This is a genomic window from Acinetobacter sp. V91_7 (assembly GCF_031799075.1).
Classification (GTDB): Bacteria; Pseudomonadota; Gammaproteobacteria; order Pseudomonadales; family Moraxellaceae; genus Acinetobacter; species Acinetobacter calcoaceticus.
The window spans coordinates 65,342-79,348 of the sequence record NZ_JAVQNT010000033.1; the positions used below are offsets into that span (position 1 = coordinate 65,342).

The 14,007-nt window shown below is 38.4% G+C and carries 14 protein-coding genes; 6 read left to right on the plus strand and 8 right to left on the minus strand.

What is annotated here, in order from left to right; all coding sequences use genetic code 11:
- Positions 1–292: 292 nt before the first annotated feature.
- A complete protein-coding gene (locus RMB03_RS09645; RefSeq protein ID WP_045435390.1) occupies positions 293–1,480 on the plus strand; it encodes an ammonium transporter in 1,188 nt (395 codons plus the stop codon).
- A gap of 153 nt (positions 1,481–1,633) precedes the next feature.
- On the plus strand, positions 1,634–2,329 hold the full coding sequence (locus RMB03_RS09650) for a phosphatase PAP2 family protein (protein ID WP_311075677.1): 696 nt from the start codon (positions 1,634–1,636) through the stop codon (positions 2,327–2,329).
- Position 2,330: 1 nt separating this feature from the next.
- On the opposite strand, the gene RMB03_RS09655 is transcribed toward RMB03_RS09650, so the two are convergent.
- From RMB03_RS09655 to RMB03_RS09680, 6 genes are all read right to left on the minus strand, one after another.
- Positions 2,331–3,665: a two-component system sensor histidine kinase PmrB gene (locus tag RMB03_RS09655; RefSeq protein ID WP_005036428.1), complete on the minus strand. Its 1,335-nt coding sequence runs from the start codon at positions 3,663–3,665 to the stop codon at positions 2,331–2,333.
- Between the two features lie 24 nt (positions 3,666–3,689).
- Positions 3,690–4,364 carry a DNA-binding response regulator PmrA gene (locus RMB03_RS09660; protein ID WP_002116411.1) on the minus strand — a complete coding sequence of 225 codons (675 nt, stop codon included), beginning with the start codon at positions 4,362–4,364 and terminating at the stop codon, positions 3,690–3,692.
- Positions 4,365–4,378: 14 nt separating this feature from the next.
- Positions 4,379–6,028, minus strand: coding sequence for a phosphoethanolamine--lipid A transferase (locus RMB03_RS09665; protein WP_311075680.1), 1,650 nt, complete (start codon positions 6,026–6,028; stop codon positions 4,379–4,381).
- A gap of 185 nt (positions 6,029–6,213) precedes the next feature.
- The gene (locus tag RMB03_RS09670) at positions 6,214–7,539 is read right to left on the minus strand and encodes a DcaP family trimeric outer membrane transporter (RefSeq protein WP_311075682.1); all 1,326 of its coding nucleotides are present in this window, start codon (positions 7,537–7,539) and stop codon (positions 6,214–6,216) included.
- Between the two features lie 271 nt (positions 7,540–7,810).
- Positions 7,811–8,002: a hypothetical protein gene (locus RMB03_RS09675; protein WP_017392537.1), complete on the minus strand. Its 192-nt coding sequence runs from the start codon at positions 8,000–8,002 to the stop codon at positions 7,811–7,813.
- 73 nt (positions 8,003–8,075) lie between these two features.
- Positions 8,076–9,335 carry an MFS transporter gene (locus tag RMB03_RS09680; RefSeq protein WP_311075684.1) on the minus strand — a complete coding sequence of 420 codons (1,260 nt, stop codon included), beginning with the start codon at positions 9,333–9,335 and terminating at the stop codon, positions 8,076–8,078.
- Positions 9,336–9,462: 127 nt separating this feature from the next.
- Between RMB03_RS09680 and RMB03_RS09685 the strand changes: the two genes are divergently transcribed.
- The 4 genes from RMB03_RS09685 to RMB03_RS09700 all read left to right on the plus strand — a co-directional run bounded on the left by RMB03_RS09685 (position 9,463) and on the right by RMB03_RS09700 (position 12,522).
- Positions 9,463–10,089 (plus strand): lysophospholipid acyltransferase family protein, encoded by a 627-nt coding sequence (locus RMB03_RS09685; RefSeq protein WP_005049928.1) that lies wholly within the window; start codon positions 9,463–9,465, stop codon positions 10,087–10,089.
- Between the two features lie 66 nt (positions 10,090–10,155).
- Complete coding sequence (locus RMB03_RS09690) at positions 10,156–11,073, plus strand: patatin-like phospholipase family protein (RefSeq protein ID WP_311075687.1); 918 nt, start codon at positions 10,156–10,158, stop codon at positions 11,071–11,073.
- Between the two features lie 104 nt (positions 11,074–11,177).
- The gene (locus RMB03_RS09695; RefSeq protein ID WP_004789340.1) at positions 11,178–11,639 is read left to right on the plus strand and encodes an NfeD family protein; all 462 of its coding nucleotides are present in this window, start codon (positions 11,178–11,180) and stop codon (positions 11,637–11,639) included.
- 28 nt (positions 11,640–11,667) lie between these two features.
- Positions 11,668–12,522, plus strand: a complete 855-nt coding sequence (locus RMB03_RS09700) for an SPFH domain-containing protein (RefSeq protein ID WP_005036413.1) — start codon at positions 11,668–11,670, stop codon at positions 12,520–12,522.
- A gap of 64 nt (positions 12,523–12,586) precedes the next feature.
- Here RMB03_RS09700 and RMB03_RS09705 read toward each other — a convergent pair whose 3' ends face one another.
- Entirely contained in the window at positions 12,587–12,955 is a 369-nt protein-coding gene (locus RMB03_RS09705; protein ID WP_056483301.1) for an MmcQ/YjbR family DNA-binding protein, read from the minus strand.
- Positions 12,956–13,013: 58 nt separating this feature from the next.
- A complete protein-coding gene (locus RMB03_RS09710) occupies positions 13,014–13,925 on the minus strand; it encodes a polyprenyl synthetase family protein (RefSeq protein ID WP_005036411.1) in 912 nt (303 codons plus the stop codon).
- Positions 13,926–14,007: the final 82 nt, after the last annotated feature.

The window sequence follows — 14,007 nt, forward strand, 5'->3', positions numbered from 1 at the left end:
TAACTCTTTTAAATTTTAATAACGAACTTTTTTAGGTCAATTTATAAGCGTATTTGATGATTTTTAACATAAAAGCATGAGGATCGCCCTTATCTCGAGCAATTCAACGCACCATTTGTCGTCAAAACCCTATTACCCAAGCTAAATTGGTGCGCTTATTGCATATTCACTTTTATGCAATTAAGTTTGTTTCGACAAACTTAGGTTTTTAGATTCCTTAAATCTATTTTGGTGCAATTTACAGACCCAGATTTGTTCCAAAATGGAATTTAGCACTTTTTTCGAGCATGCTATGCAAAATGTAGATCTATTTTTCTTATTACTTGGTGCTGTTTTGGTTCTTGCCATGCACGCAGGTTTTGCATTCTTGGAACTTGGTACGGTTCGCCATAAAAATCAGGTGAACGCACTGAGTAAAATTCTGACTGACTTTGCCCTCTCCGCAATCGCATATTTCTTTGTTGGCTACTATATTTCTTATGGCCAACATTTCTTCCATGATGGTACTGTTTTATCAAGTGATCATGGCTACAACCTTATGCGTTGTTTCTTTTTACTCACTTTTGCTGCTGCAATTCCTGCCATTATTTCGGGTGGTATTGCTGAACGTGCAAAAATGCGTTCTCAAGCCATTGCAACACTCGCTTTAGTTGCGCTGGTTTATCCATTTTTCGAAGGCATGGTCTGGAACGGTAACTATGGTCTGCAAAAGTGGTTAGAAACTACCTTTGGTGCAGCTTTCCATGACTTTGCTGGTTCAGTTGTAGTACATGCTATGGGTGGTTGGATTGCGCTTGCTGCGGTCATTTTATTGGGGGCACGTTCTGGTCGTTATAAGAAAGATGGTCGCGTAAGTGCTCACCCTCCGTCTTCTATTCCATTTTTGGCACTGGGTTCATGGATTTTAATTGTAGGCTGGTTTGGCTTTAACGTGATGAGTGCTCAGCGTGTTGATGCTATTTCTGGTCTAGTTGCCATTAACTCACTCATGGCAATGGTTGGGGGAACGATTACAGCAAATGCGATTGGTAAAAATGACCCAGGTTTCTTACATAACGGTCCACTTGCAGGCCTAGTCGCAATCTGTGCAGGGTCTGACATTGTTCATCCAATCAGCGCACTTGTTATTGGTGGTGCAGCTGGTGCGATGTTTGTGTACCTATTTACCTACACACAAAACAAACTCAAAGTTGATGATGTGTTAGGTGTATGGCCGTTACACGGCGTGTGTGGTGCATTTGGTGGTATTGCAGTGGGTCTATTTGGTCAAAAGTGGCTTGGTGGTTTAGGCGGTGTTTCATTCATCTCGCAACTCATTGGTACAACACTTGCGATTGCCATTGCGCTCGCCGGCGGCTTTATTGTCTACGGCTTACTTAAAGCAACCATTGGTATTCGTTTATCGCAAGAAGATGAGTTCCGTGGTGCAGATTTATCTATTCATAAGATCTCAGCAAACTCTGAAGAAGGTATGTTTTAATTCTTTCTAAAGTGCTCAAAGCGACGATACTTCTCGTCGCTTTTTTTTATTTTTAAGGGAAATTGGTCCCCTTTCTTCTGTAGGGTTTAAGAGCAATTTAAGCTTAATTTTATGTAATTAGTCGCATCCATTGTCGATTGATATTTCATCAGAATGACTAAGCAAAACCGTTTTTTCCAAATTAACCTTATCTTGCTTTTTTTAAGTTTTTTTCTGCTTTTAATCGTTTTTCCAGTCGGCGGAAAAATTGATATGTACCTTATCCAGCATTGGATGGATTCAACAGGTCATTTTTTCAATCGGGACAATTGGTATCTTGTACGGCTTAACCATGAAATCGTAAAACAAATCATCACCACTGTTTATGTCATCTTTTTAGGTCTTTGGATTGCGTCATTCAAAGTAGAAAAATTGAAGCTTTATCGCTGGCAATATGGCTATATGTTTTTTGTGAGCATGATTAGTAGCGGTATAATTGGCTTATTAAAATCACAATCGGCTCATGCCTGCCCTTGGAATATGGTTCATCCTACCACGTTAGGATATGTATGGGATTTTACCGCCAAACACGGACACTGTTTTCCGGGCGGCCATGCAAGTGCTGGTTTCATCTTAATGACAGGTTATTTTGTTTATCGTCTTGAGCGGCCTAAGCGTGCCTATTTTTACTTAGCGGCGGGTCTTATCTTAGGCTTTATGATGGGTTGGGGGCAAATGATGCGTGGTGCGCATTTCCTGAGCCACAATTTATGGACAGGTTGGGTAGTTTGGGCAGTAAATATCTTATTTTATGCAGTTTGTATTCACCGCTTCGAATTTGAAAAACGAATCAAACAAGAACTTGTATAAATCAAGTTCTTGTTTCATGAATATGTAAAACTTTAGGCAGTTTAACCAGAACAGAAAGGCCACCAAGCTCTAAGCTTTTATCAAGTGTTAAAGTTCCACCTAAACGTTGAGTTGCACGGTCAACAATCGATAGACCTAAGCCACTGCCCACTTCAAGGTGGTGGTGTACCCGATAAAAACGTTTTAAAACTTTATCATAATGTTCAGGTTCAATCCCCGCACCACTATCTTCAATTTGAATACACGCGTAGCCATCTGTATCTGTAAAAACTGAAATATTAATCACACCTTGGTGGGGCGTATATTTGATTGCATTATCAATTAAATTAAAAATAATAGAATGTACTGTCGGCTCAACACTATGCATTTCAATAGGTTCATTACGAACCAGCCCTAAATCAATCTCTTTTTGCATGGCTAAATTAACAAGCTGCTCAACACAATTTAAAGCGACATCATTAAGCTGAAAATATTTGGTGGGTTCAATCACGCTCAAAGACACATCCTGCTTTGCCAAAGCTAAAAGCTGGGTGACCAGATGCTGAATACGCGCCAATCCTTTACTCAAGTTTTGCAATGACTCATGCTCAGGCAGTTGACTGATTAAAATTTTAGTTTGTAGATTCAAAGCTGTGACAGGAGTTCGAAGTTCATGTGCAGCATCGGCAATAAACTGTTTTTGTTCCATTTGAGCCTTAGATATACGTTCAAACAGACGGTTCATTTCATCAATAGTGGGCAATAATTCTTGAGGATAGTCTAAAGCTTCAATTGGCGTTAATTCTTCCGAATCACGATGAGTCAGTTCATTTTTAAAATCATCTATCGGCTTTAAACCTCGACGAATAATCGCGGCTAAAGCAAAAATCGCAAATGGCAAAATAATTAGATACGGAATGAACATACTTCCTGCGAGTTCCCAAGCAAAAGCCTCACGGACCTTTTCTTGTTGGCTAATCTGGATCTGATAATCTTTTAAAGGCAGAACATAGGTACGGATTAAACCTTGGCTGGTTTTATGCGAATAAAAGCCAGCTTGTGCAACAGGTGGAACCAACAGGTGTAAATGATGAGATAAATGGGCCTGATCTTTATAGGCCCAAATGTCTACGAATAGATCTTCTTCATGATAAGTTTTGTGAAAATCGAACTCACTACTTACTGTTTTCAATGGATATTCAGCTGTTCGTTCTGCTAAATAACGCATTTGAGTATCTAAAATTTCGTCAACTTCTTGAAGCGCAACCTTATAGGCACTAAAAATTAATATACAACCTAAAATGACACTGAAAATTGAGGTGCCCCAAATCAGTCGTTTTTTTAATGAATAATGCACTATTATGAAGTTCCAAAATTTAAGTTACGATTGCCCTAAACGGTAACCCAACCCTCGAATAGTTCGAATAAAGTCTTTCCCGAGTTTAGCCCTCAAGTGATGCACATATACTTCTATTGTATTACTGGTCACATCACTATCGAAATCATATAACTTATCTTCAAGATTTGCTTTAGAAAAGATTTTATTTGGATGGCTCATCAAAGGAATAAGAATCGCCCATTCACGATTCGACAAATCAATCCGTTGACCTTTAAAGGTTGCGATATGTTGTTCAACATTTAAAACCAGATCGCCACTTTGTAATAGTTGCTCATGGTTCGCAAGCTGAGCTTCCACCCCACTACGACGCAATAGCGCATGTATCCGAGCAAGTAACTCATCAAATTCATATGGTTTGATTAAGTAATCATCTGCACCGTGGTTTAATCCATCCACGCGGTTTTGTAACTGATCTCGTGCCGAAATGATTAATACAGGAGTTGCTGCCCTTTGGCGAATTTGCTTTAAGACCTGCATGCCATCCATCATAGGCAACCCTAAGTCCAAAAGAATTAAATCGAATTTATTTTTAGCCAACTGAGCCAGACCATCTAAGCCATTATTGACCCACTCCACCTCAAATTGATGATATTGCAGCAACGTTATTGTTGACTCTGCAATCATAAAATCATCTTCAATCATCAAGATTTTTGTCATGTTATAGGCTCGCTTTAATTCACATGGGCACAAGAGTGCAGCATATCCAGTTGAGGGTTGATGACCTGAGTTTTTACATCTAACAAACTTAATAAACTTGGGAATAAATTATCCTGACTTAACTTTTCTTTAGTTTGTTGGCCTAAACAACTCACTTGTGCAAGGTTGTGTTGTTTCCAGCTATCGGAAAACCACATAATCATTGGTACATGTGTTTGTTGACTCGGTGCGATTGCATACGGTGAACCATGTAAATATAAACCATGTTCACCAGTTGATTCACCATGATCAGATAAATACCATAAACCTGTTTGATATTTCGATAATTCTTTTAGTTTATTAATCATCTGACTTAACACATGATCTGTATACACAATCGTGTCATCATAACTATTTAATAACTCTGTTCGAGAGCAGCCCTGTATCGCATTAGTATCACAAGTCGGTTTAAACGGTTGATATTCAGCAGGCGCACGCTTGTAATAAGCTGGACCATGACTTCCGACTTGATGTAAAACAATTAAACGTGGACGCGTGTCTTCTTTAGGAATAGTGGCTAAATACTCATTTAAGCTATCAATTAAAATATCATCATAGCATTCACCATCTTTACACCATTTTTGCTTTAACTTTTCGGGTATTTGGTACTGCTCAACACGATCACAAGCCCCTTTACAACCAGAATTATTATCAATCCAAGTCACTTGGTAACCCGCACGCTTTGCAATGTCTAATAAACCTTCACGATGACTTGCTAATTGCTCATCATAGTCAACACGTGGCATACCCGAGAACATGCATGGAACTGAAACAGCGGTTGCTGTACCACATGAGTTGACTTGAGAAAAATTTAAAACATCTTGCTTAGAAAGCTCTGGGTTTGTATTTTTGGCATAACCATTGAGTGAAAAACTTTCCGCACGAGCTGTCTCACCAACGACTAGTACCATCAATTTAGGCAAGTTCTTTTGTACTGCCTGAACTTGATGAGCATCTTCACCGTAATGTATTAATGGTAAGTTCTTCTTAGGTGCCATCTTGTGATAGTAAGACATTAAAGATGAAATACTATTTTGAGGAGAAATCATGCCTTTTAAATCACGATGCTCACGAAAGATAGATGCAAAATCAACATAGTATGTAAACAACAAAGTCCCTACAATTACAAAAGAGACGACAATTGAACTGACTTTTTTCAACAATAAATGAGATGTTTTTTCTTTTTTAAGCTTTATTTGAAAAATCAAAATGATAGGTAAAACTACTAAAAAAACTGTCCAAAGTCCAAAACGCAATGAGATTAAATCAGAAATCTCTGCTGCATCGGTCTGTACCATATTTTGAATTTGATCTGGTGAAATTACTATTCCGAGTGTATTTACAAAATATGCGCTAAATCCCCCAATAATCACCAGAATAATGGCAAGAACTTTAGCAGTCCATTTCCAATTTAAAATCTGTAAAATTGCATAATAAGCAGCAACAACAATAACCACTGTAGCAGCCAAGAACAAAATAGCTTTTACTCCAAAATATGGAGTTAAAAGATTAATGCTATGGAAGAAACCAATATTGAGAATGGCTCCTAACCAAATAGCTAAAATTAAATTAAACATAAACAGTGAAACCTGTTTATTCCTTAATTTAGAAAAAAAATTAAGCATCTCGGACAACTACAATCTTTTTATGATGCTTCACTGTAGAAATTAAAACTTAAAAATCACTTAAATAAAAAAGCAGCCCTAAATGGCTACTTTTAGAAATACTCATTGTTAAATTCTATATAAAAAGAAAAAAGTCGAGATTCACATGAACCTCGACTCTTCAAAACATAATGTTTTTGCTAGGTTTAGAAGCTATATTTAGCCATTAAACCAACACGGTTATCTTTGTAAGACTTACCGTCAAAAGTATCACGCTTACCGTTAACGTACTCAACACCTAAATCAATTGGTTTAACTGGCGTATAAATCACGTTAAGCCATGCTTGTTGAACTTTTTCATTCCCTGCTGCATATGCTTTTGCATAATCAGTACCGTCATCAGAGAACTGAGCACCATACGCTAGAGTAGAACGCAAGTTAGGTAAAATCTTATAAGTTCCACCCACTTGTACTGCTACAAATTCATTTTGCTCAATATCGCCATCTACTATTGTATAGGCTTTATTACTACCATATAGATAGTTACTATTACCTACTACATACGACACATCAGCAAAGAGTTTTAAAGGATCAGATACTTTAAAGTCGGTACCAACAGCAACACCCCAACCTGTTTGGTTGTCACTACCAGCTTTTGATTTATAGTTTTCAACTAATGCACGAGCTGAAGCAGAACCCTTACCATCTGCATAACCTTGAGTAATTTTAGCAGTTAATACTGGTAAGCTATATTTAATACTGTCATTTATCCAAGCACCATCTGCATCTTTTTTACCAGTAAGACCAGAACTATCACCTCTTTCTGCCGATACAAACAATTGTGTAGCTGGTCCTAACTTGTAGTTATAACGCACTTGCGGAACACGTGTTGTACCACCACCAATGTTGGTCGAGAAATCGATCATTTCTGGTGCATGGCTCGCCAAGAAGTTAGATGTTGTTTGACCAAACAACCAGTTGTTATATGTTACATACGCATGACGAACGCGTAATGAGCCATTTGAATCTGTTGTTGAACCAGCAAAGTCGACTTCGAGTTTACCACCAACTTTGGCATCATTTACTGGAGCGGTAAAGTCTAAACCAAGGCGTGTAGTTTTAGCAGTCGCACGTAATTTATCATGTGTTTTGCCGTCTGACTTACTAACATCACCAAAGTCGTTATCCGCACCTTCAAGAATATAGTTAGCATCACCACGAACAAAACCATATAGGTTCACATCAGCGCCAGCTTTAGATTTAAATCCTGCTAACGGCGAAACTGGTGCAGCAACTGGTTGTGCCTTAACTTCAGCTAACTGTACTTGCTGTTGTTGCTGTACTTGCTGCTGTTGTTGCTGCACTTGGCTTTGTTGTTGAATTAAAGCTTTTAAAGCTTCAACTTCTTTACGAAGCTGTTGAATTTCCGCTTTGTCGGAAGTCGCAGCATGTGCCCCACTCATCATTAAAGCTGTAACTGTAAGAGCTAAACTTTTAACAACGAAAGATTTACGATTAAGGAATAGATCCATCAAAAACTCCAAAAATATATTTTATGTTGCCTATCCATGCCAAGTTGATTTACGCCATTAAATTAGGGGCTAAAAAATCAACTCTCCTCCACTTTGGTTACATTAATTTTATTACCGCAACCAAAACCAATTTCAACGTTATGCAAGACCAAAACCAATAACCAAAGACATAAAAAACATACTTTGACTTACAGATTTTTACCTTAACTTCATGTTGTAACGAATCCTACACAACTCTCTTATCTTATAGAATGATTAAATCGTTATTTCATTATTCTTTTTTAGACTTTAGGCTAATATCCAATCTACTTGAACATTTTTCTACCCATTTTGATTGATTCACATGATTTTTCTTGTTAACGAAATCCATTTTTACTCCTTTTAGCTTCCATTTGCTACCCAAACAAGATGGCATAATTAATAGAGCATTTAAATAGCTAAAAACATACATTTTTAAAAACATAGACAAAGGTATTAGATAAAGCTTAGATCACCGCTTAAGCAATATTAAATTTCTTTATTTCATTTAGTTAACATTATTTTTCTTGTAGTTTTGCATGTTTCCACAGGTAAATAGGGAGCAAAGTAACAATGCCAATAATGACAATAGCTATCAAATAATGGAAATAACCAAGTGCATCGCCAAGCACACCACTGAAACTATAAAGAAGACCACTTACAGTCGCCATGACCGAAACCTGAAAGGTAAAATCTGTACCCGCATATTCCTTTCGACTGTAATGCATGACTAAGGTCAACATAACCACCAACAACATTGCAGAGAATGCATCCTCTAAAGCATTTACGGCATAAACTCCCCAAACATTGAGTTGAATTTTCTGCTCGTAGGTATAAGCTAAATAGGTATAAGCAGCTAAACTCATGATTTTAAATACTGAAAACACAATTAAGGCCGTAGGTCTAGAAAAGTATTTAAGCAGCCAACCTGCAATTGCGGCCCCTGCCAGTGCTGCTACTGCACCGAGCATCGTTATATAAACGCCAATCTGAGTAAAACTTAGACCCATGTCTACCATTAAAGGTTTAAGTAATGGTCCAGCTAAGCCATCTGCTACTTTAAAAGTAATGAGTACAACCAACCAAGAACGGAGCTCTTTATTTTGAGAGAAATAACTCAAGTAGGCCTTAATCTTTATGGCTAAGTTTTGTTGGTTAAGTTGAGGTTCATTATTTGAATGAGAATTGTGTTGAGGTTCTTTAAATAATAAAACGGGTAAAGTATTTAAAAACACCAAAGCCGCTAATAGCAAAAAAGTGGGTTGCCACGTCAACCAGTCTAAGCACCAGAGTACGGCGCCTCCCCCGACAATAAAACCTAGTCGGGAACCAATCACCTGAAATGTATTTCCCCAATGTTGCTGCTCATGTTTCAACAAATTGACAGCCAAAGCATCGGTAGCAATATCTTGTGTTGCTCCTGTTAAGTTCATTAAAAGAAGCGAAATAAAAAAGGCAAATAAATAAAGAGACTGATCTAAAGCCTGAATGGGGAAAAAAGACAAAATGCACAGCACACCCACCGTCAAAAACTGGGTAGGTAGAATCCAGCTGCGGTAGTGCCCTAAACGTGAAAGCGCATGTCGATCAACCCACGGCGCCCAAAATATCTTGATTGACCAAGGCAACATGAGTAAGCCAAAGCCACCAATATGGGCGAGTGACACACCTTGCGCTCTTAAAATAACGGGTAAGGCATGGGTCATAAACCCGACAGGCAACCCTTGTGCCCAATATAAGGAAAATAGCAGAAGATACAGATTTTGCTGCCGAAACATAGATACCTACTTTTTATTTCTTTAATGAGGAATAACATCAAATGTCATGTTGTTCTTACATTTTGCCAATGAAGCATATATTTCAAAAGATTAAGATTAAACAAGGACAAGTTAAAATTTAAAAAATATGGATCAACATTTCCCTAATTTACCTCATTTGGTACCTCAACGCGGCACTGCATTAAGCCGTGCACTATTTAAAAAACTTTTTTTAGCGCAAGGTTGGACAATTGAAGGCGAAATTCCTAATTATCCAAAAGCAGTTGCGATTATTTCACCTCATACGTCTAACATTGATGGGTGGTATGGTTTTCTTGCTATTTTCGGATTAGGTATCCAGATTACGGTTTTAGGTAAAGATGCTCTTTTTAAACCACCTTTTAAACGGGCGTTAGATTGGGCTGGTGTTATTCCAGTTAAACGTGACACAGCCAATGGACTTACTGAACAAGTCGTCGCCACGATTCAAAAATATGACAAGATCTGGATTGGGATGGCACCTGAAGGCACACGTAAAAAAGCAAAAAAAATGAAAAGTGGTTTTTACCATATTGCCGCAAAAGCCAATATTCCCATTGTGATGTTTTCTTTTGATTATGACCATAAAACGATTCACTGCTTAGGTCACTTAGACCCAAGTGGAAACTATGATGAAGATCTACAAAAGATTTTTGACCGCTATGAAGGAAAAATTTCACCCAAAAATCGTAATTGGCTTGCCGAACCTTTACAAAATCTAGTGAAAAAAACCTAGCAAAAATTGAGCGAATCTGGTCTTATGGCCCTTCTTAATTTATCTCGACATAGATTATTTTTAAAGATGAAAATTGCTCAATTTGCCAGTATTGGATTTATCTCTCTAGCACTCTTTGGCTGTGATAAATTTAGCAAAACACCAACGCCGACTACTTCAATTAAAGCCCGTGAACCTGTCATCGCACTTGCTTTAGGTGGCGGTGGAGCAAAAGGATTTTCACATATTGGTGTGATCAAGGTTTTAGAGTCTCATGGAATTAAGCCTAAAATTGTAACGGGTACCAGCGCTGGTAGCTTTGTTGGAAGTATCTACGCGAGTGGACAAACACCTTATCAATTGCAAAGTCTGGCTCTGAAATTACAAGAGTCTGATATCCGTGATTTAACACTTAACCGTCAAGGCATTATTCTCGGGCAAAAGTTACAAGACTACGTGAACCGTAATGTTGGCAACAAACCGATTGAGAAGTTCCCAATCCGTTTTGCGGCTGTGGCAACTCGTCTTGATAATGGTCAAAAGGCAGACTTTATTAAAGGTAATGCAGGCCAAGCAGTACGCGCCTCTTGCAGTATTCCAAATGTGTTCGTGCCAGCCACAATCGGCAATCAAAAATACGTAGATGGTGGCCTAGTCAGCCCAATTCCTGTAAAAACAGCTCGTGATATGGGTGCAGATATTGTGATTGCGGTTGATATTTCCGCGCGTCCGGCAGGTAACCGTCCAGCCAATATGTGGGGATTACTTGATCAGACGATTAATATCATGGGCCAACAAAGTATTAATGAAGAACTCAAGCAAGCAAATGTGGTAATTAAACCTAAAGTTGGTCATTTAGGTACACTAGACTTGAAATCCAGTAATGAAGCAATTTTGGAAGGTGAAAAAGCTGCTCAAGCTCAAATGCGTCAAATTGAAGGTGCAATTGCAACCTTCAAAAAATCTCCAGCAGCATTTAAGCCAGCGCCACGCTCTAAATTCTAATTGAAGTGGTTTTTTTCTATCCACATTTCCTATCATCTGCTACAGTGGTAAAAGTGATATTAGTCACTTTTACCCATCATAAAGATATATAAAAGAGCAGATTTATGGAATTTGTTGTACAACCTTGGCACTGGTTTGTATTGGGTATCTTACTTATTCTTTCTGAACTGATTCTACCTGCCTTTGCCGCACTCTGGTTTGGTATTGCCGCCATTATGGTGTGCATTCTCTATTGGTTATTTCCAGATATTAGCCTCACAACGCAAATTGTATTGTGGATAATATTATCAGTGCTATGCACCATTCTTTGGTTCAAGTTTATTAAACCCTTATCAATTGATAAAACGAAAGCGGGCCTCCCCCGTGAAGCAACAATTGGTCAAATTGGAATGGTTATTCAAACTGGTCTAGACCATGATCAAATTATTGTTCGCTTTCCAATGCCTATTTTAGGGGCCGATGAGTGGAATTGTCGGAGCACCACTCCTGTTAAAGTGGGCGATCGTGTCAGAGTTATTGACATTTCGGGTAACGACTTAATTGTTCAAACCCATGGTACTTCATAAACATTAAAGATAAAGAGAGGGTATTTTCATGCCAGTCGGTACTATTATTGTTTTAGCCTTTTTGGCTTTTGTAGGTGTTACCATTTTTAAAGGGGTTCGTATTGTTCCTCAGGGCTACAAATGGATTGTCCAACGTTTAGGTAAATATCACACGACCCTTAATCCGGGACTTAATTTTGTGATTCCCTATATCGATGAAGTGGCTTATAAAATTACCACGAAAGATATTGTGCTAGATATCCCGTCGCAAGAAGTGATTACACGTGACAATGCCGTATTGCTCATGAATGCTGTTGCCTATATTAATTTAACCACACCAGAAAAAGCAGTTTACGGTATTGAAAACTATACATGGGCGATTCAGAACCTTGTACAAACATCATTACGTTCTATTGTCGGTGAAATGGATCTAGATGATGCTTTGTCTTCACGAGATCACATTAAGGCTAAGTTAAAAGCTGCTATTTCTGACGATATTTCAGATTGGGGCATTACCTTAAAAACAGTCGAAATTCAGGACATTCAACCGTCTCATACCATGCAAGCTGCCATGGAAGAGCAAGCTGCCGCAGAACGTCAACGTCGTGCTGCTGTTACCAAAGCCGATGGTGAAAAACAGGCTGCTATTTTAAGTGCAGAAGGTCGTTTAGAAGCTTCTCGCCGTGATGCTGAAGCTCAAGTTGTTTTAGCTGAAGCCTCTCAACGTGCAATTGAAATGGTGACCAGTGCAGTTGGCGATAAAGAGATTCCGGTTGCTTACCTTTTGGGTGAACAATATGTAAAAGCAATGCAGGATATGGCGAAATCAAATAATGCTAAAACTGTGGTTTTACCTGCCGATGTTTTAAATACAATTCGCGGTATTATGGGAAAGCATAATTAATTCAATTACTTCAAATAAGTAATTAAAATCAAAACGGTGACTATCATGTCGCCGTTTTTTTATATTATTGGTTTTTTAATCTTTTCTGATCTTTCAAAGGTAATTTCTTTACGACTAAATCATAAGAATCATGAATTAAATCTTGCAGTAAATCGCTTGTTAAGTTCTTATGCGGTGTAATCGAAATCCAATGTTTTTTATTCATGTGATAACCCGGAATAATAAATGAATAAAGCTCCTGATATTCCTGACTCTTATACGGATCACACTTCACATTAATCATTTTGACGCCTGCGACTTCCGCCGTCAGCATGAACATTTTCTCTAAAATTTTAAAAACTTCATAGTCTGGACCAAAAGGATGAGTCTGTTGACTAAAGGGAAGATTACGCGCAATTTCAATTGCTTTTTGATGGAGTTGTTCACCATTCATTTTTTTCTCCTTTATTCATTTCGCATGAATAGAAGTTATGAATATTGATTTAATATTATTAGTTCGTACGCGCTAAAAGAAATTGTGAGATATCAACTAATTCTTTTGCATTATCACCAAAATGAGCTAAGGCCTCAAAAGCTTGATCGTGCAATTCTTTGGCATAAATCTGTGCTTGTTCGAGACCCATTAAGGCTGGGTATGTCGATTTTTGCACTTGCTCATCCTTACCAGCAGTTTTACCCAAAGCTTCGGTACTCGACGTAATATCGAGAATATCGTCTAACACTTGAAAAGCCAGTCCAATGGTCTGCCCATATTGGCGCAATTTTGGAATTGCTTGATCCGTTCCAGAAAAGATGGTGACTGCACCCATCATAATTGCGGCCTGAATGAGCGCACCAGTTTTATTACGATGGATATTTTCTAGTTCGTCTTGAGCAATTTGCTTGCCTTCAGCTTGTAAGTCTAACACCTGTCCAGAGACCATTTTAGAGCTGGCAGTTGCTAAAATCTGCATTTGTTTTAATACAATCGCAGCATCAGTACCCTGCCCTTGTTCATCAAACAAACGACTACCTAAAACCTCAAAAGCCATCGATTGTAAAATATCGCCTGCAAGCAAAGCAGTATCTTCACCAAACGCAACATGACAAGTCGGCTGACCACGACGCAGCAAATCATTGTCCATACAAGGCAAGTCATCGTGCGCTAGTGAGTAACAATGAATGAGTTCGACCGCAACCGCAGCACGACGAGCGGCCGCAAAATTTGGATTTGGCTGTAAAGAAGCAGTGGCATAACATAAAGCCGGACGCACACGTTTTCCACCGAGCATAACTGCATGGTGTACTGCACTTTTTAAAGGCTCTGGAATTGAGAACGCAGCCAATGTCGTCAATAAATCTTGTTGAATACGTTGTTGAGCTTGTTTTAAAACATCCGCATTAACTTGAGAGAGTGATGACACAGTCGCCTCGATAAAATCAGTAGAGAAATTTTATTGAATGTAATGAAGCATTCATGCGCTACATCATACACGATTCACTGTG

Coding starts and splice junctions, on each gene's coding strand:
- RMB03_RS09645 (WP_045435390.1), top strand. CDS start 293: ATGCAAAATGTAGATCTATTTTTCTTATTACTTGGTGCTGTTTTGGTT.
- RMB03_RS09650 (WP_311075677.1), top strand. CDS start 1,634: ATGACTAAGCAAAACCGTTTTTTCCAAATTAACCTTATCTTGCTTTTT.
- RMB03_RS09660 (WP_002116411.1), bottom strand. CDS start 4,364: ATGACAAAAATCTTGATGATTGAAGATGATTTTATGATTGCAGAGTCA.
- RMB03_RS09665 (WP_311075680.1), bottom strand. CDS start 6,028: ATGCTTAATTTTTTTTCTAAATTAAGGAATAAACAGGTTTCACTGTTT.
- RMB03_RS09670 (WP_311075682.1), bottom strand. CDS start 7,539: ATGGATCTATTCCTTAATCGTAAATCTTTCGTTGTTAAAAGTTTAGCT.
- RMB03_RS09675 (WP_017392537.1), bottom strand. CDS start 8,002: ATGTTTTTAAAAATGTATGTTTTTAGCTATTTAAATGCTCTATTAATT.
- RMB03_RS09680 (WP_311075684.1), bottom strand. CDS start 9,335: ATGTTTCGGCAGCAAAATCTGTATCTTCTGCTATTTTCCTTATATTGG.
- RMB03_RS09685 (WP_005049928.1), top strand. CDS start 9,463: ATGGATCAACATTTCCCTAATTTACCTCATTTGGTACCTCAACGCGGC.
- RMB03_RS09690 (WP_311075687.1), top strand. CDS start 10,156: ATGAAAATTGCTCAATTTGCCAGTATTGGATTTATCTCTCTAGCACTC.
- RMB03_RS09695 (WP_004789340.1), top strand. CDS start 11,178: ATGGAATTTGTTGTACAACCTTGGCACTGGTTTGTATTGGGTATCTTA.
- RMB03_RS09700 (WP_005036413.1), top strand. CDS start 11,668: ATGCCAGTCGGTACTATTATTGTTTTAGCCTTTTTGGCTTTTGTAGGT.
- RMB03_RS09705 (WP_056483301.1), bottom strand. CDS start 12,955: ATGAATGGTGAACAACTCCATCAAAAAGCAATTGAAATTGCGCGTAAT.